The sequence below is a fragment of the Bacillus sp. EKM501B genome (assembly GCF_011800505.1).
Taxonomy (GTDB): domain Bacteria; phylum Bacillota; class Bacilli; order Bacillales; family Bacillaceae_G; genus Bacillus_A; species Bacillus_A cereus.
Genome location: NZ_JAALFZ010000030.1, coordinates 18742 through 41621, shown reverse-complemented (window position 1 = coordinate 41621; position 22880 = coordinate 18742). Strand labels below are relative to the sequence as shown.

Here is a 22880-nt window from a genome sequence, read left to right as displayed (position 1 = left end):
TTCTCATAATTGAGAAGCTTATTTTGCTGTTTCGATATAATCTTGAAGTTCGTTTAAGATTTGCTCAGCGCCTTCTTTGCTTAAGATGATTTTACCTTCAGCTAAAGAAAGGTTACCGTCAGATACTTCACCAGTTACTTGGCAAGTCATGTTTGGTTTATATTTCTTTAAGATGATTTTTTCGTCATCAACATAGATTTCAAGAGCGTCCTTTTCTGCAATACCTAAAGTACGGCGTAATTCGATTGGAATTACTACACGACCTAATTCATCAACTTTACGAACAATACCAGTAGATTTCATAATTTTTTTCCTCCTAAATAAATAGTTTATAAGTTTCGAGTCTATTTTTAGATTCGTCATTTTTCGACAAAATACCCTATGGACATATGATACCAATCATTTACATTTCCGTCAATTCTTAAATTCTATATTTTTTAAAAAGATTTATAGATTGCTTATTTCTTATATATAATAGATTGAGAGGAAATTCCACAATTATTTACATTATTTTCTGAAAAAATAATAAATTAAAAGTGGAGATTGTATATTTTTGTGAAATATGAGCAATAGATGATAAAGATATCGAGCATTAAGACCTAAATTTAAAATTAGGTTGGCGTAAAGAAGATAAGTTAGATTTGGGCTGCTCGTAAAAGCCCAATTAATGTGGGCTAATAATTAGTGGGGAGGAACAAAAACCCTACTGATTAAAGTTTCACTTTATATATGAGTTTTTGATATACTGTTTATAAATACATATGAGGTTATTCGGGAGGTCCAAAACAATGACAGAGGAAAATAAGTCCTTTTATATTACTACCCCAATTTATTATCCAAGTGGAAAATTACACATTGGACATGCTTATACGACAGTAGCAGGAGATGCGATGGCACGATATAAGCGTATGCAAGGTTATAATGTGCATTATTTAACAGGAACTGATGAGCATGGACAGAAGATCCAAAAGAAAGCAGAAGAGTTAAATATTACGCCACAGGCATATGTTGATAACATTGTTGCAGGAATTAAAGAGCTTTGGGAGAAGATGGATATTTCTTATGATGATTTTATTCGTACAACTGAAGATCGTCATAAAGATGTTGTCGAAAAAATCTTTAAGCAATTAGTAGATCAAGGTGACATTTATCTTGATGAATATGAAGGTTGGTATTCTGTACAAGATGAGACGTTCTATACAGAGCATCAATTAGTAGATCCAATTATGGAAGGCGACAAAGTAGTTGGAGGAAAAAGCCCAGATAGTGGTCATGATGTAGAACTTGTTCGTGAAGAATCTTATTTCTTTAGAATGGGTAAATATGTCGACAGACTATTAAAGTTCTATGAAGATAATCCACATTTCATTCAGCCGGAGTCTCGTAAAAATGAAATGATTAATAATTTTATTAAACCAGGATTAGAAGATTTAGCGGTTTCTCGTACTTCATTTGACTGGGGAGTTCGTGTTCCTGGTAACCCAAAACATGTTATTTACGTATGGGTTGACGCATTATCTAATTATATTACGGCGTTAGGTTATGGAACAGCAAATGAAGAGAAATATAAAAAATTCTGGCCTGCAGATGTGCATTTAGTTGGGAAAGAAATTGTTCGTTTCCATACAATTTATTGGCCGATAATTTTAATGGCATTAGATTTACCTCTTCCGAAGAAAGTCTTTGCTCATGGCTGGATTTTAATGAAGGATGGAAAGATGAGTAAGTCAAAAGGAAACGTAGTAGATCCAGTTACATTAATCGATCGTTACGGATTAGATGCATTACGTTATTACCTACTTCGTGAAGTTCCATTTGGATCTGATGGTGTATTCACACCAGAAGGATTTGTGGAGCGTATTAATTTCGACTTAGCAAATGACTTAGGTAATTTATTAAATCGTACAGTAGCTATGATTGATAAGTATTTTAACGGAGAAATCCCTGCATTTAAAGAAAATGTGACGGAATTTGATGAAACGTTAGTAGCGTTTGCACAAGATACTTTGAAAAAAGTAGAAGAAGCAATGGAGAATATGGAGTTCTCTGTAGCGTTAGGATCTATTTGGCAACTAGTTAGTCGTACGAATAAATATATTGATGAAACACAACCATGGGTATTAGCAAAAGATGAGAATGATCGTGAAAAGTTAGCTTCTGTAATGGCTCATTTAGCAGAAGTACTTCGTCAAACAGGTATTATGCTTATGCCATTCTTAACAGTAGCACCAAGCAAGATGTTTGCTCAGCTTGGCCTTACTGATGAAGCTCATAAATCTTGGGAAAGTCTATCTACAATTGGCTGCATTCCAGCTGGAACAAAAGTAGAAAAAGGAAACCCAATTTTCCCTCGTTTAGAAATGGAAGTGGAAGTAGAGTACATTAAAGAACAAATGAAAAGCTCTGCTCCTAAAGTAGAAGAGAAAAAACAAGAAGAACCGAAGGCAGAAGAAATTACAATTGATGATTTCTTTAAAGTAGAATTACGCGTAGCTGAAGTACTATCTGCTGAACCTGTGAAAAAAGCAGACAAGTTGTTAAAAATTCAACTAGACTTAGGCACAGAAAAGCGTCAAGTTGTTTCTGGAATTGCAAAATTCTATTCGCCGGAAGACTTAAAAGGTAAAAAGGTTATTTGTGTAACAAACTTAAAACCTGTAAAATTACGCGGTGAATTATCGCAAGGTATGATTTTAGCGGGTGAAGAGAATGGCGTATTGTCATTAGCATCAATTGACCAAAATCTACCAAATGGTACAAAAATCAAGTAATTAAGACAAGAAAAGAGATGTTTCACGTGTAACATGTGTGAAGCGTCTTTTTTCTTTTTACACTCTCTATTTTTGCATTAAGATTGTAGTATTGTTATCGTTAAGTTATTAAAGAACTTATTTTTGTAGAATAAACTTGATTTCAATATAAAAGGAGTTATGTATTATGTTGTTTGATACACATTCACATTTGAATGCAGAGCAATTCGAAGAAGATTTGCAAGAGGTTATTGCCCGAATGAAAGAAGCGGGAGTTACTTATACAGTTGTTGTTGGTTTTGATGAAGTAACGATAAAAAAGGCGATGGAATTAGCTGAAGCCTATGATTTTATTTACGCTGCGGTTGGCTGGCATCCAGTTGATGCAATCGACATGACAGAAGAACATTTAGCTTGGTTAGAAGAACTTGCTTCTCATCCTAAAGTCGTTGCACTTGGAGAAATGGGCTTAGATTATCACTGGGATAAGTCTCCAAAAGAAATACAGAAAGAAGTATTTCGTAAACAAATTGCATTAGCGAAAAAAGTAAATTTGCCGATTATTATACATAACCGCGATGCAACTCAAGATATTGTCGATATTCTAGAAGAAGAGAATGCAGCTGAAGTAGGAGGCATTATGCATTGCTTTAGCGGTAGCGTAGAAGTAGCAGAGCGATGTGTTGATATGAACTTTTTAATTTCGTTAGGTGGACCAGTTACATTTAAAAACGCTAAGAAACCGAAAGAAGTTGCTACGGAGATTCCATTAGAGAAATTGTTAATAGAGACGGATTGTCCCTATTTAACGCCGCATCCATTTCGCGGGAAACGAAATGAACCGAGTTATGTAAAACTCGTAGCAGAAGAAATTGCGAATTTAAAAGGAATTTCTTATGAGGAAGTAGCAGAAATGACAACTAAAAATGCAAAAGTTTTATTTGGAGTTGAATAAAAAGAACGGGTGAAACCTGTTCTTTTTTATTTTGAGAAAAACTAGTAGAAGTAATCAAGAAAATAAATGTGAATGATGAAGTGTTACAATAAGGACAGAGGACAAAGATTTTTCTATTCTATTTTTTAAAATATAAGAATGGGGAAAATAATAATGGAAAAGTCGTCATTTTTTTGTTTTACTAAGTAGAGACGAAATGAGTGTGGAGGCAAGCATGAAAATAAAAGAGATTATCGTTGTAGAAGGTAAAGATGATACAGTTGCGATTAAGCGTGCTGTTGATGCGGATACAATTGAAACGAACGGTTCAGCAATCGGTGATCATGTTATTGAGCAAGTTAAATTAGCGCAGCAAAAAAGGGGCGTTATTATTTTCACAGATCCGGATTATCCTGGAGAGCGTATTCGAAAAATTATTTCTGACAAGGTTCCTGGCTGTAAGCATGCTTTTTTACCGAAGGAAGAAGCGCTTGCTAAAAGGAAAAAGGGTGTTGGGATTGAACATGCTTCTAATGAGTCGATTCGCCGTGCTCTAGAGAATATACATGAAGAAATGGAAGCTTACACAAGTGAAATTAGTTGGAGTGATTTAGTCGATGCAGGCTTAGTGGGCGGAGAAATGGCAAAGAGCCGCAGAGAAAGAATGGGTAAGCTATTAAAGATTGGTTATACAAATGCAAAACAGTTACATAAACGATTACAGATGTTTCAAGTTTCAAAGGAATCATTTGCAGAAGCTTATAAGCAAGTAATACAGGAGGAAAAAAAATGAAGGATATCGCAACGCCAAATCGTACAAAAGACATTGTTGAAAAGTATGGATTTTCATTCAAAAAAAGTTTAGGACAAAACTTTTTAATTGATACAAATGTATTAAATCGTATTGTCGATCATGCAGAAATTGGTTCAGAAAGTGGTGCAATTGAAATTGGACCAGGTATTGGTGCATTAACAGAGCAATTAGCGAAGCGTGCTAAAAAAGTAGTGGCTTTTGAAATTGATCAAAGACTATTACCAATTTTAGATGAGACGTTAGCGCCATATGGTAATGTTACAGTTATTAATAAAGACGTACTAAAAGCAGATGTACATGAAGTATTTAATGAGCAATTTGAAGAAGGGCAAGATGTAATGGTAGTAGCTAACTTACCATACTATATTACAACGCCAATTTTATTTAAATTGCTTGAAGAAAAGTTACCAGTTCGCGGATTTGTTGTTATGATGCAAAAAGAAGTTGGAGATCGTTTAGCTGCTAAACCTGGAACAAAAGAGTATGGTTCTTTATCGATTGCCATTCAGTACTATACAGAGGTTGAAACAGTTATGACTGTACCGCGTACAGTGTTTGTACCACAGCCAAACGTTGATTCTGCAATTATCCGCCTTCTAAAGCGTCCTAAACCGGTTGTAGAGGTGACAGATGAAACGTTCTTCTTTGAAGTAGTACGAGCAAGTTTCGCACAGCGCCGTAAAACTTTAATGAATAATTTATCAAATAATTTAAATGGTTTCCCGAAAGATAAGGAGTTATTGGATCGAATTTTAACAGAAGTAGGAATTGATCCAAAGCGAAGAGGCGAAACGCTATCTATTGAAGAGTTTGCAACATTAAGTAATGCATTAGTTCTTCATAAATTATCATAAGAATATGAAAGGGACAGTTCAAGTTGAACTGTCCCTTTTGTCACCTTTCTCTCTCTAAATTCATACTTTAAAAACAGGTAAGATGGCCTAATGAGTTTGGAGGTAGGAGAATGGTTTTACATGTTGGAGAATTAGTGGAACGATATTCTCATAAGAGGGATATTCTTTTTCGTATTATAGAAATAAAAGGCGAGATAGCTATATTGTTTGGAGAGGAAATTAGACTGGTGGCGGATGCGCCACTTGAAGATTTAATTAGTATAGATCAAAGAGAACATAAAAAAAGGGTGAAGCGTGAGAAAGAAACAATGGAGCGCACGTATCGTTTGTTTCAACAAGATTATGTACTGATGAAACAAAGGCATGAACATACTTCAACTGGTGGATACACAAGTGAGGTAAATTATTTTCAAATGCCGGGACGTGTATTGCATATAGATGGAGACCCTTTATATTTGCGCAAGTGCTTAGATTTATATAATAAAATTGGCGTTCCTGTTCAAGGTATTCATTGTAAAGAAACGGAGATGCATGAAAAAGTAGTAGACTTAATAGATCACTTTCGCCCAGACATTCTCGTTATTACAGGGCATGATGCATATACAAAATCAAAAGGAGTGAAGGGAGATTTAGCGGCATATAGGCATTCAAGGCATTTTGTACAGGCTGTTCGTGAAGTGCGAAAAAAATATCCATCATTGGATCAACTTGTTATTTTTGCTGGGGCATGTCAATCACATTTTGAGGCACTAATTCGTGCAGGGGCCAATTTCGCTAGTTCACCATCTAGAATTAATATTCATGCACTAGATCCTGTATATGTAGTTGGTAAAATTAGTTTTACTTCATTTATGGAGAGAGTCAATGTATGGGATGTCGTACGTAATACAATTACTGGTGAAAAGGGACTAGGTGGAATTGAAACGAGAGGGATTTTACGAACGGGATTACCTTTTCAACATTACGAAGAGTAAGCAGGATACATATGTATCTTGCTTTTTGTATGGAAGGATTTAAATGAATTTGGATAAAAAGAGGTAAGAACGTAAAGACTACGTAATGATACTTTTACAATATAGTATTTCTTCTATCTATTCAAACGCAGGATGATATTAGCTGTGAATCGCGGTTAATAATTAGGATAGATATATCGTGCTTTAAGTGTTCAATCTAAATTACAGCGAGGTGTAGCGAAGTATATGTCAAAACGTTTAGATGAAATTAAAAGCGAATTAGATCACCATCTTGGACAGCGACTTATGTTAAAAGCAAATAGTGGAAGAAGAAAAACTGTGGAGCAATCAGGTGTACTAGCAGAAACATACCGTTCCGTTTTTGTTGTACAATTGGATCAACAAGAAGATGCGTTGCAACGTGTATCTTATAGTTATGCAGATGTTTTAACAGAGACAGTAGAGTTAACATTTTATGGAGACCCTCATAATGAGGTCATTTTATAATCCATATATCATTACATATATTCCCATAAATGAAAAGCTATATTATTTTGCATACTAACTATACCGTAGCAAAATAAGGAGGGACTCTGCATTGAGTAGACGAAGAGGTGTCATGTCAAACCAATTTAAAGAAGAGCTAGCAAAAGAGCTTGGCTTTTATGATGTTGTTCAGAAAGAAGGATGGGGCGGAATTCGTGCGAAAGATGCTGGTAACATGGTGAAACGTGCTATAGAAATTGCAGAACAGCAATTAATGAAACGAAACCAGTAGTTGTAAGATACTTTCTGTGCTACGGTAGCCGAGGAGACATTCCTCGGCTTTTTGTACTCTAAAAGGTGCCATCATTTTACATAAGTAGTTTCATTCTGAATGCTTTTCGTTATAATTAGGGAAGTGTCATCGTCTTACTATAAATTTATGGTAAAATAAACGATAAAAGATTGAGTACATAGAGTGGGTGAATAGATTGAAGCTACTAGTGAAAGCACCAGCAAAGATTAATCTGTCGTTAGATGTACTGGGAAAAAGACAAGACGGATATCATGAAGTGAAAATGATTATGACAACCATTGATTTAGCAGATCGTCTAGAACTAACGGAATTAGCAGAAGACCGTATTGAAATTTTATCCCATAATCGGTATGTCCCAGACGACCAACGAAATTTAGCTTATCAGGCAGCGAAATTATTAAAAGAGAAGTTTAATGTAAAAAAAGGTGTATCTATTACTATTGAAAAAACGATTCCAGTAGCAGCTGGATTAGCAGGTGGAAGTAGTGATGCAGCAGCGACATTACGTGGTCTTAATAAATTATGGAATTTAGGGCTTACAATTGATGAGTTAGCAAAGCTTGGTGCAGAAATTGGATCAGATGTATCGTTCTGTGTATACGGAGGCACAGCAATTGCCACTGGAAGAGGAGAGAAAATTGAGCATATAAAGACTCCGCCTTCTTGTTGGGTTATTTTAGCGAAACCACATATAGGTGTATCTACTGCTGATGTGTATGGAAATTTAAAGTTAAATCGAGTTACACATCCAAATGTAGATAAAATGGTTGATGTCATAAATTCTGGTGATTATAAAGGAATTTGTGATACTGTTGGTAACGTTTTAGAAGATGTAACATTTGGAATGCATCCTGAAGTTGCCCGTATTAAATCACAGATGAAGCGATTTGGAGCGGATGCTGTATTAATGAGTGGAAGTGGTCCAACTGTATTTGGACTTGTACACCATGATTCACGAATGCATCGCATTTATAACGGATTAAAAGGATTTTGTGAACAAGTCTATGCGGTACGTTTATTAGGAGAGCGAGAAACGCTTGAATAAAGACGTATAATACGTTATGATTTGTTTAGAATATTCGTGATTTGAGGTGAGAGTATGAAAATTAGAAGAAGTACAAGATTAGTCGATATGACTTATTACTTGCTACAAAACCCTCGTCAGCTAGTATCTCTCACTTTTTTTGCTGAAAGGTATCAATCGGCTAAGTCTTCCATTAGTGAAGATTTAGTTATTATTAAGCAAACGTTTGAACAACAAGGGGTCGGCACATTGCAAACGATACCAGGAGCAGCAGGAGGAGTGAAATATATACCGTATATAAGTGAAGAAGAGGCAGATCTAATTATTGATGAGCTTTGTGGCTTATTTGAAAACCCAGATCGTATTTTGCCTGGCGGTTACTTATACATGACAGATTTATTGAGTAATCCTCGCCATATTAATGGCGCAGGTCGTTTGTTTGCTTCTGTTTTTGCTAGGCAACCAATTGATGCAGTTATGACGGTGGCAACGAAGGGGATTCCACTTGCTTATGCAGTGGCAAATTACTTAGATGTACCAGTTGTAATTGCAAGGAAAGATAATAAGGTAACAGAAGGTCCGACTGTTAGTATTAACTATGTGTCGGGTTCTTCTAAACGAATTCAAACAATGACGTTAGCAAAACGCAGTCTTCCAGAAGGGTCGAATGTTTTAATTATTGATGACTTCATGAAAGCTGGCGGAACAATTCAAGGTATGATGAGTATGCTAGAAGAATTCAAGGCTAATGTTGTTGGTATTGGTGTATTAGTAGAATCCACAGATATTGAAGAACGACTAATTAATAATTTTGTATCATTAATTCGTCTATCGGAAGTTGATGTGAAAGAAAAAACGATTCAAGTGGAAAAAGGGAATTATTCTCTTGCACCATTTGATGAAGGGCTTGTAGAGGCGGAATAAAAGATAGAGCAGATAGCTCTATCTTTTTTATTTTATTTATAGATTATAAAATAGATGGACAAACTGCCTTTCGTACACTATTTTTAAAGAGTAAAATAAATAATAAAAGGGTGAAAAGTATGAAAGTTGTTCAAACAAGCAAGGCACCACAAGCAATTGGACCTTATTCACAGGGGATTATTGTAAATAACATGTTCTATAGCTCAGGACAAATTCCATTGATGGCAAATGGGGAGCTTGTAACAGGAGATGTAACAGTACAAACAGAACAAGTATTTCAAAATTTACAAGCGGTATTAGAGGAAGCAGGTGCTTCATTTGATACAGTCGTAAAAACAACAGTATTTTTAAAGGACATGGATGATTTTAATGCTGTGAATGAAGTGTATAGCTCTTATTTCTCTACTCATAAACCAGCTCGATCTTGTGTGCAAGTAGCAAAATTACCGAAAGATGTTTCCGTTGAAATTGAAGTAATCGCCCTAGTTAAGTAACCTTTTGTAAGCGATAACCTCCACTAATCTCTATATTCAACTACTTTAAAAATTTTTATCTTAAAAATTTTTAAAAAATTAAAGGGAAAATAGAAAATTTGTGGAATTTATACAAATATATCGCTTATTTAGAAAAGGGTGGTGAACACAAGATGGAAGTGACTGACGTAAGATTACGCCGCGTAAACACAGAAGGCCGCATGAGAGCAATTGCCTCTATTACTCTAGACCATGAATTTGTTGTTCATGATATTCGTGTAATTGATGGTAATAATGGATTATTTGTAGCAATGCCAAGTAAACGTACTCCAGATGGAGAGTTCCGTGACATTGCACATCCAATTAATTCTGGTACACGCTCTAAAATTCAAGATGCGGTTTTAACAGAGTATCATCGTTTAGGCGAGTTAGAAGAGGTTGAGTTTGAAGAAGCAGGTGCTTCGTAAAATTCGAATGAAAAGGGCTTTTGACAAAAAGCCTTATAATTTTGTAGCAAACTCCTGTAAGCATTTACAGGGGTTTGTTTTTTTGCTTTATATTTGGAAACTGTATAATTTATTAACATAAAAAGAAGAAACTACTAATTTTTTCAAAATCATTTTAAATAGTATAGCTTATTTCTTAAAAAAGATACTAAAGAGTAAAACATCTTATAAGAATTATGGTAAAATTTAATAGTTAAAATGTGTTTCTTGAAATATATGATGATTTAGGATAATATCTTTAATGGATAAATAGGTTGCGATGGAGGGTCTATATGTCAAACAGATTTGCAGTGATTCTAGCTGCAGGTAAAGGCACACGTATGAAGTCTAAGCTATACAAAGTGCTGCATCCTGTATGTGGAAAACCTATGGTACAACACGTAGTCGATCAAGTATCTCAATTAGGATTGCAGAAACTTGTAACGGTTGTTGGACATGGTGCTGAAATGGTACAAGAACAGCTAGGGAACGTAAGTGAATTTGCATTACAAGCAGAACAACTTGGTACAGCACATGCTGTAGATCAAGCTGCAAGTGTACTTGCAAATGAAGAAGGAACAACTTTAGTTATTTGTGGTGATACGCCTCTAATAACTGCTGAAACAATGGAAGCATTACTTCAGCAACATAAAGAAGCAGGAGCAATGGCGACGGTGCTAACAGCATACATAGAAGAGCCTGCTGGATATGGCCGTATTGTTCGTAATGAGAATGGTCATGTTGAAAAGATTGTTGAGCATAAAGATGCAAATGAGAAAGAATTAGCTATTAAAGAAATCAATACAGGTACGTATTGTTTTGATAATAAGGCTTTATTTGCTTCACTTTCTAAAGTTTCAAATGATAACGTGCAAGGTGAATATTACCTTCCAGATGTTATTGAGATTTTAAAAAATGAAGGTCATATCGTATCAGCTTATCAAACAGAGCAGTTCGATGAAACGTTAGGTGTTAACGACAGAGTCGCTCTATCGCAAGCGGAAATTATTATGAAAAACCGTATCAACCGAAAGAACATGGTAAATGGTGTTACAATTATTGATCCAAGTAACACTTATATTTCTGCTGATGCAATTATCGGTAGCGATACAGTTCTTCATCCAGGAACAATTATTGAGGGGAACACTGTAATTGGTTCTGATTGTGAAATTGGACCGCATACAGTAATTCGCGATAGTGAAATTGGAGATCGTACGACAATTCGACAATCTACTGTACATGATAGTAAGCTTGGTACAGAAGTATCGGTTGGTCCATTTGCACATATTCGCCCAGATTCAGTTATTGGAGACGAAGTACGCGTTGGAAACTTCGTGGAAATCAAAAAAACTGTCTTTGGTAATAGAAGTAAAGCTTCACACTTGAGTTATATCGGGGATGCACAAGTTGGAGAAGACGTGAATCTTGGTTGTGGTTCAATTACGGTGAACTATGACGGTAAGAATAAATTCAAAACTGTGATTGGTAATGGGGTATTTATTGGATGTAATTCAAACCTTGTTGCTCCAGTAACAGTTGAAGATGGTGCTTACGTGGCGGCAGGCTCTACAATTACAGAGAATGTTCCATCAAAAGCATTATCGGTAGCACGTGCACGTCAAGTTAACAAAGAAGACTATGTTGATCAATTGCTGAATAAGAAAAAATCATAATAATGTGGAGGGTTAATCTAGATGTCGACTCAATATCTAAATTCTAATTTGAAAGTATTCTCTTTAAACTCTAATAAGGAACTTGCTGAGCAGATTGCAAAGCATATTGGAGTAGGACTAGGAAAATGTTCTGTTGATCGTTTTAGTGATGGAGAAGTTCAAATTAACATTGAAGAAAGTATCCGTGGTTGCGATGTATTCATTATTCAATCTACAAGCTTCCCAGTAAACGAACATATCATGGAATTACTTATTATGATCGATGCATTAAAACGTGCATCTGCGAAAACAATTAATATTGTTATTCCTTACTATGGTTATGCGCGTCAAGACCGTAAAGCGCGTTCTCGTGAACCAATTACATCGAAACTTGTAGCAAACTTGCTTGAAACAGCAGGTGCAACTCGTGTAATCACTCTAGATTTACATGCTCCACAAATTCAAGGGTTCTTTGATATCCCAATCGACCACTTAATGGGTGTACCGATTCTTTCTGATTACTTTGAAACAAAAGGTCTTAAAGATATCGTAATCGTGTCTCCTGATCATGGTGGTGTAACTCGTGCGAGAAAAATGGCAGATCGTCTAAAAGCGCCAATCGCTATTATTGATAAGCGTCGTCCTCGCCCGAACGTTTCAGAGGTAATGAACATTATCGGTAATATTGAAGGCAAAACAGCGATTTTAATTGATGACATCATTGATACAGCTGGTACAATTACATTAGCAGCAAACGCTCTTGTTGAGAACGGTGCTTCTGAAGTATATGCTTGCTGTACACACCCAGTATTATCTGGTCCAGCAATTGAGCGTATTCAAAATTCAAACATTAAAGAGTTAGTTGTAACGAACTCTATCGTATTACCAGAAGAGAAGAAAATCGACAAAGTACATGAACTTTCAGTTGCTCCATTAATCGGAGAAGCAATCATTCGTGTATACGAAGAAGAATCTGTGAGTGTATTATTCAATTAATTGGATAGAATGAGACGTAACCAAAATTGGTTACGTCTTTTCGTATCGAAAAAAGAAAGTAGTGGTACAAGAATGAAATTGATAGTAGGACTTGGGAACCCAGGTAGAGAATATGAATTAACAAGGCATAATATTGGATTTATGGCCATTGATGAACTTGCGAAGCGTTGGAACATTTCTTTGAATGAACAAAAATTTAAAGGTGTATTTGGTGCAGGGTTTGTTAATGGAGAAAAGGTAATCTTATTAAAGCCGCTAACATACATGAATTTATCTGGGGAAAGTATTCGTCCACTCATGGATTATTATAAAATTGATGTTGAGGACTTCGTTGTTATGTACGACGATTTAGACATTCCTGTAGGTAAATTGCGTCTTCGCATGAAAGGTAGTGCTGGTGGACATAATGGTGTAAAGTCAACGATTTCGCACTTAGGAACACAAGAATTTCAACGTATCCGTATGGGAATTGATCGCCCGAAAAATGGAATGAAGGTAGTCGATTATGTATTAGGACGCTTTACATCTGAAGAGATTCCGGATGTTAACCATTCTATTGAAAAAGCAGCGGATGCATGTGAAGAGTGGCTAAATAAGCCTTTTCTTCAAATCATGAATACTTTCAATAGTTAAAAATGAGATTGGGAATATTTCTCTTTTCTTTTACCCATACTAGTAGTAATTGAATTTTTAGGAGGCTAGTATGGAAGGGTATTATTATTGCAGACACTGCGGAGGTAATGTAGGCTCCATTAACGCAGAAAAAGTATATAGCGACGTTTTATTTCAACTAACGGAGCAAGAAGTAGTAGAAATGATTCATTTTCATGAGAATGGAAATATATATATAAAAACGATTTGTGAATCGTGTCAAGAAACGCTCGCATCTTATCCTGAGTATTATGAGTATGAAAAATTTCTGCAATAAAATGTTGTCGCTTTGGCATGTCCAAAGCATTTTTCTGTTTTCCTTTTCCAAAATATTTGCATAAAATAGAATGACTTGCTCTTTATGTTGAGAGGAGTTTTAAAAATGATAGGTTTATTAGAGCAATTTTATAAAAATGAAGAGATACAATCGGTTATTAATGGTTTAGAAGATGGGTTAAAAGAACAACTTATATCAGGGATGGCAACGTCTTCTCGTTCATTATTAATGGCGGCTTTATATAAAAAAACAAAAAAATCACAATTAATCGTGACACATAACTTATACCAAGCACAAAAAGTACATGAAGATTTAGTGGCGTTACTTGGTGAAAAAGATGTGTGGTTATATCCAGTGAATGAACTGATAGCATCGGAAATTGGAGTTGCAAGTCCAGAATTGAAGGCGCAACGTATAGAAGTGTTAAATCGCTTGGCTGCGGGAGAGAATGGAATCATTGTAGCGCCAGTGGCAGGATTGCGTAGATTTTTACCAATAAAAGAATTGTGGAAGCAAAAGCAAGTTGAAATCAATCTAGGGCAAGAGATTGATTTAGATGCGCTCTTGCATACTTTACATCATATTGGCTATGAACGTAAGTCGATGGTAGAAGCTCCAGGGGAGTTCAGTTTGCGTGGGGGAATATTAGATATTTATCCTTTAACTGAAGAACTACCATTTCGTATTGAATTCTTTGATACAGAAGTCGATTCTATTCGATTATTTGATGTGGATGAACAGCGTTCTCAAGGTAAAAAAGAAAACGTTAGGTTTGGTCCGGCAACAGAGTTTTTATTTTCACAGGAAGAATTAAAATCAGGAATTCAGCATCTTGAAGAAGGCTTGACTAAGACGATGCAAAAACTTTCTGATGATAAACTAAAGACTAAAGTGCTTGAGACGGTAAGTCATGAAATTGAGATGTTGAAAAACGGGCAAAGTATAGAACAGATGTTTAAATACTTATCTATTTTCTATAAAGAACCTGCTAGTCTGATAGATTATTTACCAGAAGATGGTGTTGTAATTTTAGATGAGATTTCCCGTATTCAAGAAACAGCATCACATCTTGAAACAGAAGAGGCGGAATGGTATATATCACTTCTTGGTGAAGGAACAATTATTCAAGATTTATCTTTCTCTCACCCATTCGAGGGGTTTCTTCATCATAAAAAAAGAAGTTTTGTATATTTAACGTTATTCTTGCGTCATATCGCACACACACATCCGCAAAATATTGTTAATGTAACATGTAAAACAATGCAAGATTTCCATGGACAGATGAATTTGTTAAAAACAGAAATTGATAGATGGAATGAAGGGCATTTTACGACTGTTGTACTCGGAACAGATGATGAACGTGTGAAAAAATTACAACATATTTTAAGTGATTATGATATTGAGGCAGATATTGTAGAAGGTACAGATATTTTATTGCCTGGAAGGTTACAAATTGCTGTAGGTGATTTACATGCAGGATTTGAAATGCCGATGCAAAAGCTTGTTGTCATTACTGAAAAGGAGCTTTTTCATAAGAAAGTTAAAAAATCACAACGTAAACAAAAGCTATCGAATGCTGAACGTATTAAAAGTTATTCGGAATTAAAAGTTGGAGATTATGTAGTTCATGTAAATCATGGTATAGGTAAATTTTTAGGTATTGAGACATTAGAGATTAATGGTGTTCATAAAGATTATTTAAATATTAAATATCAAGGTAATGATAAGCTATACGTTCCAATTGAACAAATTGATCAAGTTCAAAAATATGTAGGATCTGAAGGTAAGGATCCGAAAGTTTACAAATTAGGTGGGAATGATTGGAAAAAGGTTAAAACGAAAGTTGAAAAATCTGTACAAGACATTGCGGATGACCTAATTAAACTATATGCTGAGCGCGAAGCTTCAAAAGGCTATGCATATACGCCAGATACGGCAGAACAACAAGAGTTCGAATCATCTTTCCCATACCAAGAGACAGAGGATCAGTTACGTTCTATTGACGAGATTAAAAAAGATATGGAACGCGGACGCCCGATGGATAGGCTCCTTTGTGGTGATGTAGGGTATGGGAAGACTGAAGTGGCTATTCGTGCGGCATTTAAAGCGATTATGGATGAAAAACAAGTTGCAATTTTAGTACCGACAACGATTCTTGCGCAGCAACACTATGAAACAATTCGAGAGCGTTTTCAAGATTATCCAATCAATATAGGCTTATTAAGTAGATTCCGTACGAGGAAACAACAAAATGAAACAATTAAGGGCTTAAAGGATGGAACAGTAGATATTGTAATCGGAACACATCGTATTTTATCTAAAGATGTTACTTATAAAGATTTAGGGCTTCTTATTATTGATGAAGAACAAAGATTTGGTGTGACACATAAAGAAAAAATTAAACAATTGAAGGCGAATGTTGACGTATTAACATTAACGGCAACTCCGATTCCGCGGACGCTTCATATGTCTATGCTTGGTGTGCGTGACTTATCTGTTATTGAGACACCACCAGAAAATCGTTTCCCAGTCCAAACGTATGTAGTCGAGTATAATCCAGCGTTAATGCGAGAGGCGATAGAGCGAGAGCTTGCAAGAGGTGGTCAAGTTTACTTCCTATATAACCGTGTAGAGGATATTGAAAGAAAAGCAGATGAAATTTCGATGTTAGTTCCAGATGCCCGCGTAACGTACGCACATGGGAAAATGAACGAAAGCGAATTAGAGTCTGTTATGCTATCATTTTTAGAAGGACAGCATGATGTTCTTGTAAGTACAACAATTATTGAGACGGGTGTAGATATTCCGAATGTAAATACGTTAATTGTATTTGATGCAGATCGTATGGGATTATCACAGTTGTATCAGCTTCGTGGGCGTGTTGGACGTTCTAATCGTGTTGCATATGCATACTTTGCATATAAACGTGACAAAGTGCTGTCAGAGGTTGCAGAGAAGCGTCTACAAGCAATTAAAGAGTTCACGGAACTTGGATCTGGTTTCAAAATTGCGATGAGAGATTTATCTATTCGTGGAGCAGGTAATTTGTTAGGGGCAGAACAGCATGGATTTATTGATTCTGTCGGATTTGATCTATATTCTCAAATGTTAAAAGATGCAATTGAACAGCGTAGAGGAACAGATGGGGCTGAAAATATAGTTAATGTTGAAATTGACTTAGAGGTAGATGCATACTTACCAGATGCTTATATTTCAGATAGTAAGCAAAAAATTATGATGTATAAACAATTTAGAGGTGTTTCTGCAATTGAGGATATTGAAGAATTGCAGGAAGAAATGATCGATAGATTTGGCGATTATCCACAAGAAGTTGGTTATTTATTACAAATTGCAAATATTAAAGTGTTGGCAATGAAAGAACAAATTGAATTAATTAAGCAGAATAAATTTGAAGTAACATTCCTGTTTTCTGAACAAGCAAGTCAAAATATTGATGGTGGAAAATTATTCATGCTCGGAAATAGTTTTGGACGTATGATTGGTTTAGGAATGGAAGGATCACAATTGAAAATTGTTATGAAAACAAATGGCTTAGAGACATCGAAGTGGTTAACGATTGCTGAAAATTTATTAAAAGGCTTACCAGATGTAAAAAAAGAAGTAATAAATGCCTAAAATAAGATAAAAAAATACAATTCGACGTGCATAGAAGAACTAATGTGTAAAATACTATATCTAACAGTTGGTGATTTTTACATGAACAGGTAAATTCACCACTTTGATCATCAGTAGAAAGTGAGGCAGCATTAGAATGAAAGCAACTGGAATCGTACGTCGAATTGATGATTTAGGCAGGGTCGTAATCCCGAAGGAAATTCGTAGAACTTTACGTATTCGAGAAGGAGACCCACTAGAAATATTTGTTGATCGCGATGGAGAGGTAATTTTAAAGAAGTATTCTCCAATTAGTGAGCTAGGTGATTTTGCAAAAGAATATGCTGATGCTTTATATGACAGCTTAGGACATAATGTGCTTGTGTGTGATCGAGATTCTATCATCGCAGTATCAGGCGTATCGAAAAAAGAATACTTAAATAAAAGTGTTGGCGATTTAATTGAAAAAACGATGGAAGAACGAAAGTCTGTTATTATGACGGATGAAAGTGATATTTCCATTATTGATGGTGTAACAGAAAAGGTTCATTCTTATACAGTTGGACCAATTGTTGCAAACGGAGATCCGATTGGAGCCGTCATTATTTTTTCAAAAGAAGCTATTATAAGCGAGATTGAGCATAAAGCGGTTAATACCGCTGCCAGTTTCTTAGCGAAACAAATGGAACAGTAAGGGTATATTGATTTTAGAAGTAGCAATCTTTCCTAATTATGATCTTTCTTTTTGAGAAATCAATTATTTGGAGATATATGTATATTGAATGAAGGTAGCACTTTGCTACCTTTTTTCGTTGAATATTTTTAACGTGTAGGAACTCATTATTACCCGTGTTGGGAAGGGAGTTTGTTCTTTTCTTTATGATATAATACGAGAGGTGAGAATAGAAAAAGGAGTTTTCTTGTATGGAAGCGAAGAAGTATCAAGCCTTTTGGCGTGGGGCTATTATATTAACGATTGCAAGTTTCGTTACAAAAGTATTAAGCGCTTTTTACCGTATTCCATATCAAAATATAGCGGGGGATATTGGATTTTATATTTACCAACAAATTTACCCGTTTTATGGATTTTGTTTAATTTTAGCTACTTATGGATTTCCTGTTATCATTTCGAAAATGGTTGCAGAACGATTAGAGCGGGGAAAACAAAAAGAAGCAGAAGAAATTATTTGTGTATCTTTTTGGTTCTTATTAGGAATTGGTTTTATAGGCTTCTTTACATTGTTTTTTGGGGCCGAAACAATTGCGGTAGCTATGGGCGATATACACTTAGATAAGTTACTACGTGTTATTTCATTTTCATTCTTATTGATGCCATTTTTGTCTGTAGCAAGAGGGTATTTTCAAGGATTTAATAATATGATGCCAACGGCTGTTTCGCAAGTAATAGAACAAACAATTCGAGTTTCTATTATTGTATTTTTATCGCTATTCCTAATTGCTCACGGATTTGATTTATATACAGTTGGTGCAGGGGCTATGTTAGGCTCAATTGCGGGTGGTCTTATTGGGATTATTGTACTTATATTGTATATGCGTCAAGATTTTCGTTCTATATTCTTCAAAAGTGCAGCGAGAATTAAGGGTAAAAGGAAGATAGTTAAAATCCTTTTTTGGCAGGGGTTAGCGATTTGTGTTAGTAATTTAGTGCTTATTTTTATACAGATGGCTGATTCAGTGTCCTTTTACAGCTTACTTATTGGTGTGGGAGAACAGGCTGAAAATGCAAAGGTATTAAAGGGTGTTTATGATAGAAGTATTCCGCTAATGCAATTAGGTACTGTTGTGACGACTTCTTTCTCGTTGTCACTTATTCCGATTATTACAGCGGCGAAGGAAAGAGGAGATCTTTCCTTTATTCAAGAAAAGGTAAAGTTAGCAGTGAAAATAACATGTGTTATTGGACTTGCAGCAGCTATTGGTCTAACTTGTATTATTCAACCTACGAATATTATGTTGTTTGAAAACAGTGATGGATCAGATGTTTTATCTATTTTATCGTTATCTATTTTATTTAGTTCATTGTCAATTACGACAGCTTCTATTTTACAAGGATTGGGGCAAACGTTTAAGCCAGCATTATTTGTTGTATTTGGAGGTTGCTTAAAGTTAGCGTTAAATTATATATTCATGCCTTATTTTGGTGTGAAAGGTGCAGCCTTTGCGACTTTATGTGCGTTAATTATAATCTCTGGACTAAATACTTTGTTGCTTACGAGAGCTGTATCAGGGTCACTTATCAATAAGCGAAATATGTTAGGGATAGTAATTAGTGGTATCTGTATGGGATTTGTATTAATGATATTCACACGTGTGTTACAGATGTCTGGATTAGTAATTGATACGGAACATAGAGGAAGCGCGACACTTGAAGCGTTGTTAGGTGTAGCCATTGGCGGATTGACATATATGTTTTTTATTTTGAAATTACGTGTATTTACAAAAAAAGAATTAGGAACCGTTATGAAACAAGAGAAAAAAGAAGGTTCATTGAAGAAGAGTGGATAGAGGTGACTGGTTGTGAGTGGAATCATTACTATTTTAGGTTTAGGAGCTGGTGAATTAGATCAGCTAACGATGGGTGTATATCGAAAAATAAAAGAAGCAGACCATCTGTTTGTTAGAACGAAAGAACATCCAGTTATAGAAGAATTGGAGAAAGAAGGCGTACAATATACGTCTTTTGATGCTATATATGAAGCACATGATACGTTTGAAATTGTATATGAAACAATTGCGAATAAATTGCTAGAACAAGCTGAAGGTACAGAAATTATCTATGCTGTTCCCGGGCATCCACTTGTAGCAGAAAGAACAGTTCAGCTACTGTTGGAAAAAGGAGAAGTTTCAAATGTTGAAGTGCGAATTGAGGGGGGACAAAGTTTCCTTGATCCTATGTTTGCAAGTCTAAAGATTGATCCGATTGAAGGATTCCAATTACTTGATGCTACATCATTTGAAAGAGGGCAATTAGAACTGCGTCAACATTTAATCTTTTGCCAAGTATATGATGCATTCGTTGCATCTGATGTAAAATTAACATTAATGGAGATGTTACCAGATGATTATGAAGTGTATATCGTAACAGCTGCAGGAACTTCATTTGAACAAGTAAAGAAGGTACCGTTGTACATGTTAGATCATGAAACGGAATTGAATAATTTAACGAGTGTGTACGTGCCGCCAGTTCAGGAGCGTGCGTCCTTGTATCAACAGTTTGATGTTCTTAGAGAAATTATTGCGGAACTTCGTGGTCCAAATGGTTGTCCGTGGGATAAAAAGCAAACACATCAATCATTAAAGAAATATTTAATTGAGGAAGCTTATGAAGTGTTGGAAGCAATCGATGAAGAGGATGATGATCACTTAGTAGAAGAATTAGGTGATATATTATTACAAGTTATGCTTCATGCTCAAATCGGAGAAGATGAAGGTTGGTTCTCTATAGATGATATCATTCGCACTCTATCTGAGAAAATGGTTCGTCGCCATCCGCATGTGTTTGGAAATACGGATGTAAACAGCGCTGATGAAGTGATTGCAAATTGGGAAGAAATTAAAAAACAAGAAAAAGGATTCGTGAAAGAATCTGTTTTAAATGGCGTTCCCAAAAGTTTGCCGCAGTTACTACGCGCCTATGAAATTCAGAAGAAAGCTGGTAAGGTTGGATTTGATTGGGTTGATGTGCAACCGATGATAGAGAAAGCTTTGGAAGAATGGCAAGAGTTCCAACAAGAGGTTACAAATATGGATGAGAAAAAGATGCTGGGTGAGTTTGGTGATTTACTATTTGCATTTGTTAATATAGCTCGTCATTACAAAATAGATCCAGAAGAGGCGTTACGTTCAACTAATGAGAAATTTACTGGTCGTTTTTTATACATGGAGGCAAAAGTAGCTGAAATGAATAAAGAGATGAAAGATTTATCATTAGAACAGTTAGATGTTTTATGGGAAGAAGCGAAACAGACAGAGCGTTAATAGGGGGATTTGATATGCGTCTAGATAAGTTTTTAAAAGTATCACGTTTAATTAAAAGAAGAACATTAGCGAAAGAAGTAGCTGATCAAGGAAGAATATCTATTAATGGTCAAGTGGCAAAAGCAAGTTCTGATGTGAAAGTAGCTGACGAATTAACAATTCGTTTTGGTCAAAAAATAGTGACTGTGAAAATAAATGAATTAAAAGAAACAACTAAAAAAGAAGATGCAGCAAATATGTATAGCTTAGTTCGTGAAGAAAAAGTAAAAGCGGAAGAAGGCTTGTTCTAAAATCATTTATCCCCTCATACATTACTATTAGCTAGTAAAAACCTATGGGGGGATTTACGTGAATAATGGTTACTCACCTACGTCTTCTAATCAACAAAATGTTTCTGTAGAGCATGACATTATTATGCGTGGCAGGCGTATAATTGATATTACCGGTGTGAAGCAGGTAGAGAGTTTTGATAGCGAAGAGTTTTTACTAGAGACCGTAATGGGTTTTTTAACAATTCGTGGTCAAAATTTACAAATGAAAAATTTAGATGTGGAAAAAGGTATTGTGTCGATTAAAGGGAAAGTTAATGAGATGCTGTATATTGATGAAAATCAAGGGGAAAAAACTAAAGGTTTCTTTAGTAAGTTGTTTAAATGAGCTTAACAATTCAGTTGTATACAATGCTTTCAATGATTGGAATGGGTGCTTGGATTGGAGCGTCTTTAGATACATATCAACGTTTTTTAAAGCGCCAAGAACGTAAACGTTGGCTTGTATTTATACATGATATATTATTTTGGATTGTCCAAGCATTATCCGTCTTTTATGTATTGCTTCTCGTAAATGAAGCTGAGCTACGTATATATGTGTTTTTGGCATTATTATGTGGTTTTGCGGCATATCAAAGCTTACTGAAGGCACTATACATGAAGCTGTTAAATTTTCTCATCTATATTTTTATGCAAACAACATATTTTTTTGTTCGAATTATACAGCTACTCATGATAAAACCTGTTATTATTATAGCGCAGCTATTTATTGCATTTATATTATTCTTATTTCGTATACTGCTTTCAATTGGACATGTGTTATGGAAAATGGTGATTTGGATATTACTTTTCATATGGAAAGTTTTTTTCTGGCCTGTTCGATTTATTGCTTCGCTCATATGGAAACTTCTCCCTAATCGTGTTAAACTTTTTATAGTGAAACATATAGGGTTCCTGCAATATATAGCAAAATTGAAGGGACATATCTTCCAACTATGGGAGCATATAAAAAAGAAGTTAGGGGGACCTCGGAAATGAGGGAACTGAGACAAAGAACAATCGAAAAACAGAGTCCAAATCCTGTTAAAGAGCATATAATACAAACGGATGAGAACAGGAAGCGACTTTATCGCCGTTTAGCGGTTTTTCTTGTCTTTACTTTTACAATTATTGCGAGTATTAGTGTAACGTTTTATCAACAAAACAGTTCCATTAAAGCAAAAGAAGCAAAAGTTAAGGACATGAAAAAAGAACTGGATTCATTAACGAATAAAGAAAAAAGTCTAAAAGACGAAGTTCAAAAGTTAAATGATGAAGAGTACGTATTAAAGATTGCTAGAAGGGATTATTTCTTCTCTGGTAAAGGGGAGATAATTTTTCCTGTTTCTAAGTAGAGTATGTCTTATTGACA

General features: G+C 35.3%; 24 protein-coding genes. 23 read left to right on the top strand and 1 reads right to left on the bottom strand.

What is annotated here, in order from left to right:
• Positions 1 to 18 precede the first annotated feature (18 nt).
• Entirely contained in the window at positions 19 to 303 is a 285-nt protein-coding gene (locus HFD78_RS27625; protein ID WP_000843036.1) for an AbrB/MazE/SpoVT family DNA-binding domain-containing protein, read from the bottom strand.
• A 485-nt stretch (positions 304 to 788) separates the two neighbouring features.
• Between HFD78_RS27625 and metG the strand changes: the two genes are divergently transcribed.
• The 23 genes from metG (at position 789) to divIC (ending at position 22863) form a co-directional block, all read left to right on the top strand.
• The gene (gene metG, locus HFD78_RS27620; protein WP_238797744.1) at positions 789 to 2771 is read left to right on the top strand and encodes a methionine--tRNA ligase; all 1983 of its coding nucleotides are present in this window, start codon (positions 789 to 791) and stop codon (positions 2769 to 2771) included.
• A gap of 166 nt (positions 2772 to 2937) precedes the next feature.
• Positions 2938 to 3705, top strand: a complete 768-nt coding sequence (locus HFD78_RS27615) for a TatD family hydrolase (RefSeq protein ID WP_000895843.1) — start codon at positions 2938 to 2940, stop codon at positions 3703 to 3705.
• Between the two features lie 214 nt (positions 3706 to 3919).
• A complete protein-coding gene (rnmV, locus tag HFD78_RS27610; protein ID WP_000692835.1) occupies positions 3920 to 4477 on the top strand; it encodes a ribonuclease M5 in 558 nt (185 codons plus the stop codon).
• On the top strand, positions 4474 to 5352 hold the full coding sequence (gene rsmA / locus HFD78_RS27605; protein WP_000651548.1) for a 16S rRNA (adenine(1518)-N(6)/adenine(1519)-N(6))-dimethyltransferase RsmA: 879 nt from the start codon (positions 4474 to 4476) through the stop codon (positions 5350 to 5352). Before rnmV ends, rsmA begins: the two co-directional genes overlap by 4 nt.
• 110 nt (positions 5353 to 5462) lie before the next feature.
• Positions 5463 to 6326 (top strand): sporulation peptidase YabG, encoded by an 864-nt coding sequence (gene yabG / locus HFD78_RS27600; RefSeq protein ID WP_000242868.1) that lies wholly within the window; start codon positions 5463 to 5465, stop codon positions 6324 to 6326.
• Positions 6327 to 6551: 225 nt separating this feature from the next.
• Positions 6552 to 6812 carry a biofilm formation stimulator Veg gene (gene veg / locus HFD78_RS27595; protein WP_000044347.1) on the top strand — a complete coding sequence of 87 codons (261 nt, stop codon included), beginning with the start codon at positions 6552 to 6554 and terminating at the stop codon, positions 6810 to 6812.
• Positions 6813 to 6903: 91 nt separating this feature from the next.
• Positions 6904 to 7083, top strand: a complete 180-nt coding sequence (gene sspF / locus HFD78_RS27590; RefSeq protein ID WP_002094215.1) for an acid-soluble spore protein SspF — start codon at positions 6904 to 6906, stop codon at positions 7081 to 7083.
• A gap of 196 nt (positions 7084 to 7279) precedes the next feature.
• The gene (gene ispE, locus HFD78_RS27585) at positions 7280 to 8149 is read left to right on the top strand and encodes a 4-(cytidine 5'-diphospho)-2-C-methyl-D-erythritol kinase (protein WP_000772105.1); all 870 of its coding nucleotides are present in this window, start codon (positions 7280 to 7282) and stop codon (positions 8147 to 8149) included.
• 54 nt (positions 8150 to 8203) lie between these two features.
• Positions 8204 to 9052: a pur operon repressor gene (gene purR, locus HFD78_RS27580; protein ID WP_000702466.1), complete on the top strand. Its 849-nt coding sequence runs from the start codon at positions 8204 to 8206 to the stop codon at positions 9050 to 9052.
• 119 nt (positions 9053 to 9171) lie between these two features.
• Positions 9172 to 9546 (top strand): RidA family protein, encoded by a 375-nt coding sequence (locus HFD78_RS27575; protein WP_000869811.1) that lies wholly within the window; start codon positions 9172 to 9174, stop codon positions 9544 to 9546.
• A 152-nt stretch (positions 9547 to 9698) separates the two neighbouring features.
• Positions 9699 to 9992 (top strand): septation regulator SpoVG, encoded by a 294-nt coding sequence (spoVG, locus tag HFD78_RS27570; RefSeq protein ID WP_000454041.1) that lies wholly within the window; start codon positions 9699 to 9701, stop codon positions 9990 to 9992.
• 311 nt (positions 9993 to 10303) lie between these two features.
• Positions 10304 to 11683 carry a bifunctional UDP-N-acetylglucosamine diphosphorylase/glucosamine-1-phosphate N-acetyltransferase GlmU gene (gene glmU, locus HFD78_RS27565; RefSeq protein ID WP_000071039.1) on the top strand — a complete coding sequence of 460 codons (1380 nt, stop codon included), beginning with the start codon at positions 10304 to 10306 and terminating at the stop codon, positions 11681 to 11683.
• Positions 11684 to 11704: 21 nt separating this feature from the next.
• Complete coding sequence (locus HFD78_RS27560; RefSeq protein WP_000107420.1) at positions 11705 to 12658, top strand: ribose-phosphate diphosphokinase; 954 nt, start codon at positions 11705 to 11707, stop codon at positions 12656 to 12658.
• A 72-nt stretch (positions 12659 to 12730) separates the two neighbouring features.
• Positions 12731 to 13291: an aminoacyl-tRNA hydrolase gene (gene pth, locus HFD78_RS27555; RefSeq protein WP_000767702.1), complete on the top strand. Its 561-nt coding sequence runs from the start codon at positions 12731 to 12733 to the stop codon at positions 13289 to 13291.
• 70 nt (positions 13292 to 13361) lie between these two features.
• A complete protein-coding gene (locus tag HFD78_RS27550; protein ID WP_000399438.1) occupies positions 13362 to 13586 on the top strand; it encodes an anti-sigma-F factor Fin family protein in 225 nt (74 codons plus the stop codon).
• Positions 13587 to 13691: 105 nt separating this feature from the next.
• Positions 13692 to 17222 carry a transcription-repair coupling factor gene (gene mfd / locus HFD78_RS27545; protein ID WP_000579678.1) on the top strand — a complete coding sequence of 1177 codons (3531 nt, stop codon included), beginning with the start codon at positions 13692 to 13694 and terminating at the stop codon, positions 17220 to 17222.
• A 136-nt stretch (positions 17223 to 17358) separates the two neighbouring features.
• The gene (gene spoVT / locus HFD78_RS27540; RefSeq protein ID WP_000648302.1) at positions 17359 to 17895 is read left to right on the top strand and encodes a stage V sporulation protein T; all 537 of its coding nucleotides are present in this window, start codon (positions 17359 to 17361) and stop codon (positions 17893 to 17895) included.
• 230 nt (positions 17896 to 18125) lie between these two features.
• Positions 18126 to 19727, top strand: coding sequence for a putative polysaccharide biosynthesis protein (locus HFD78_RS27535; RefSeq protein ID WP_048568261.1), 1602 nt, complete (start codon positions 18126 to 18128; stop codon positions 19725 to 19727).
• 12 nt (positions 19728 to 19739) lie between these two features.
• On the top strand, positions 19740 to 21200 hold the full coding sequence (gene yabN / locus HFD78_RS27530) for a bifunctional methyltransferase/pyrophosphohydrolase YabN (RefSeq protein ID WP_048568260.1): 1461 nt from the start codon (positions 19740 to 19742) through the stop codon (positions 21198 to 21200).
• 14 nt (positions 21201 to 21214) lie between these two features.
• Positions 21215 to 21490, top strand: a complete 276-nt coding sequence (locus HFD78_RS27525) for an RNA-binding S4 domain-containing protein (RefSeq protein ID WP_001234876.1) — start codon at positions 21215 to 21217, stop codon at positions 21488 to 21490.
• A gap of 58 nt (positions 21491 to 21548) precedes the next feature.
• Positions 21549 to 21857 (top strand): sporulation protein YabP, encoded by a 309-nt coding sequence (gene yabP, locus HFD78_RS27520; RefSeq protein ID WP_001059104.1) that lies wholly within the window; start codon positions 21549 to 21551, stop codon positions 21855 to 21857.
• Positions 21854 to 22507: a spore cortex biosynthesis protein YabQ gene (gene yabQ / locus HFD78_RS27515; RefSeq protein WP_000059777.1), complete on the top strand. Its 654-nt coding sequence runs from the start codon at positions 21854 to 21856 to the stop codon at positions 22505 to 22507. The genes yabP and yabQ overlap by 4 nt, the downstream gene beginning before the upstream one ends.
• Positions 22504 to 22863, top strand: a complete 360-nt coding sequence (divIC, locus tag HFD78_RS27510) for a cell division protein DivIC (protein ID WP_001208739.1) — start codon at positions 22504 to 22506, stop codon at positions 22861 to 22863. Before yabQ ends, divIC begins: the two co-directional genes overlap by 4 nt.
• Positions 22864 to 22880 lie beyond the last annotated feature (17 nt).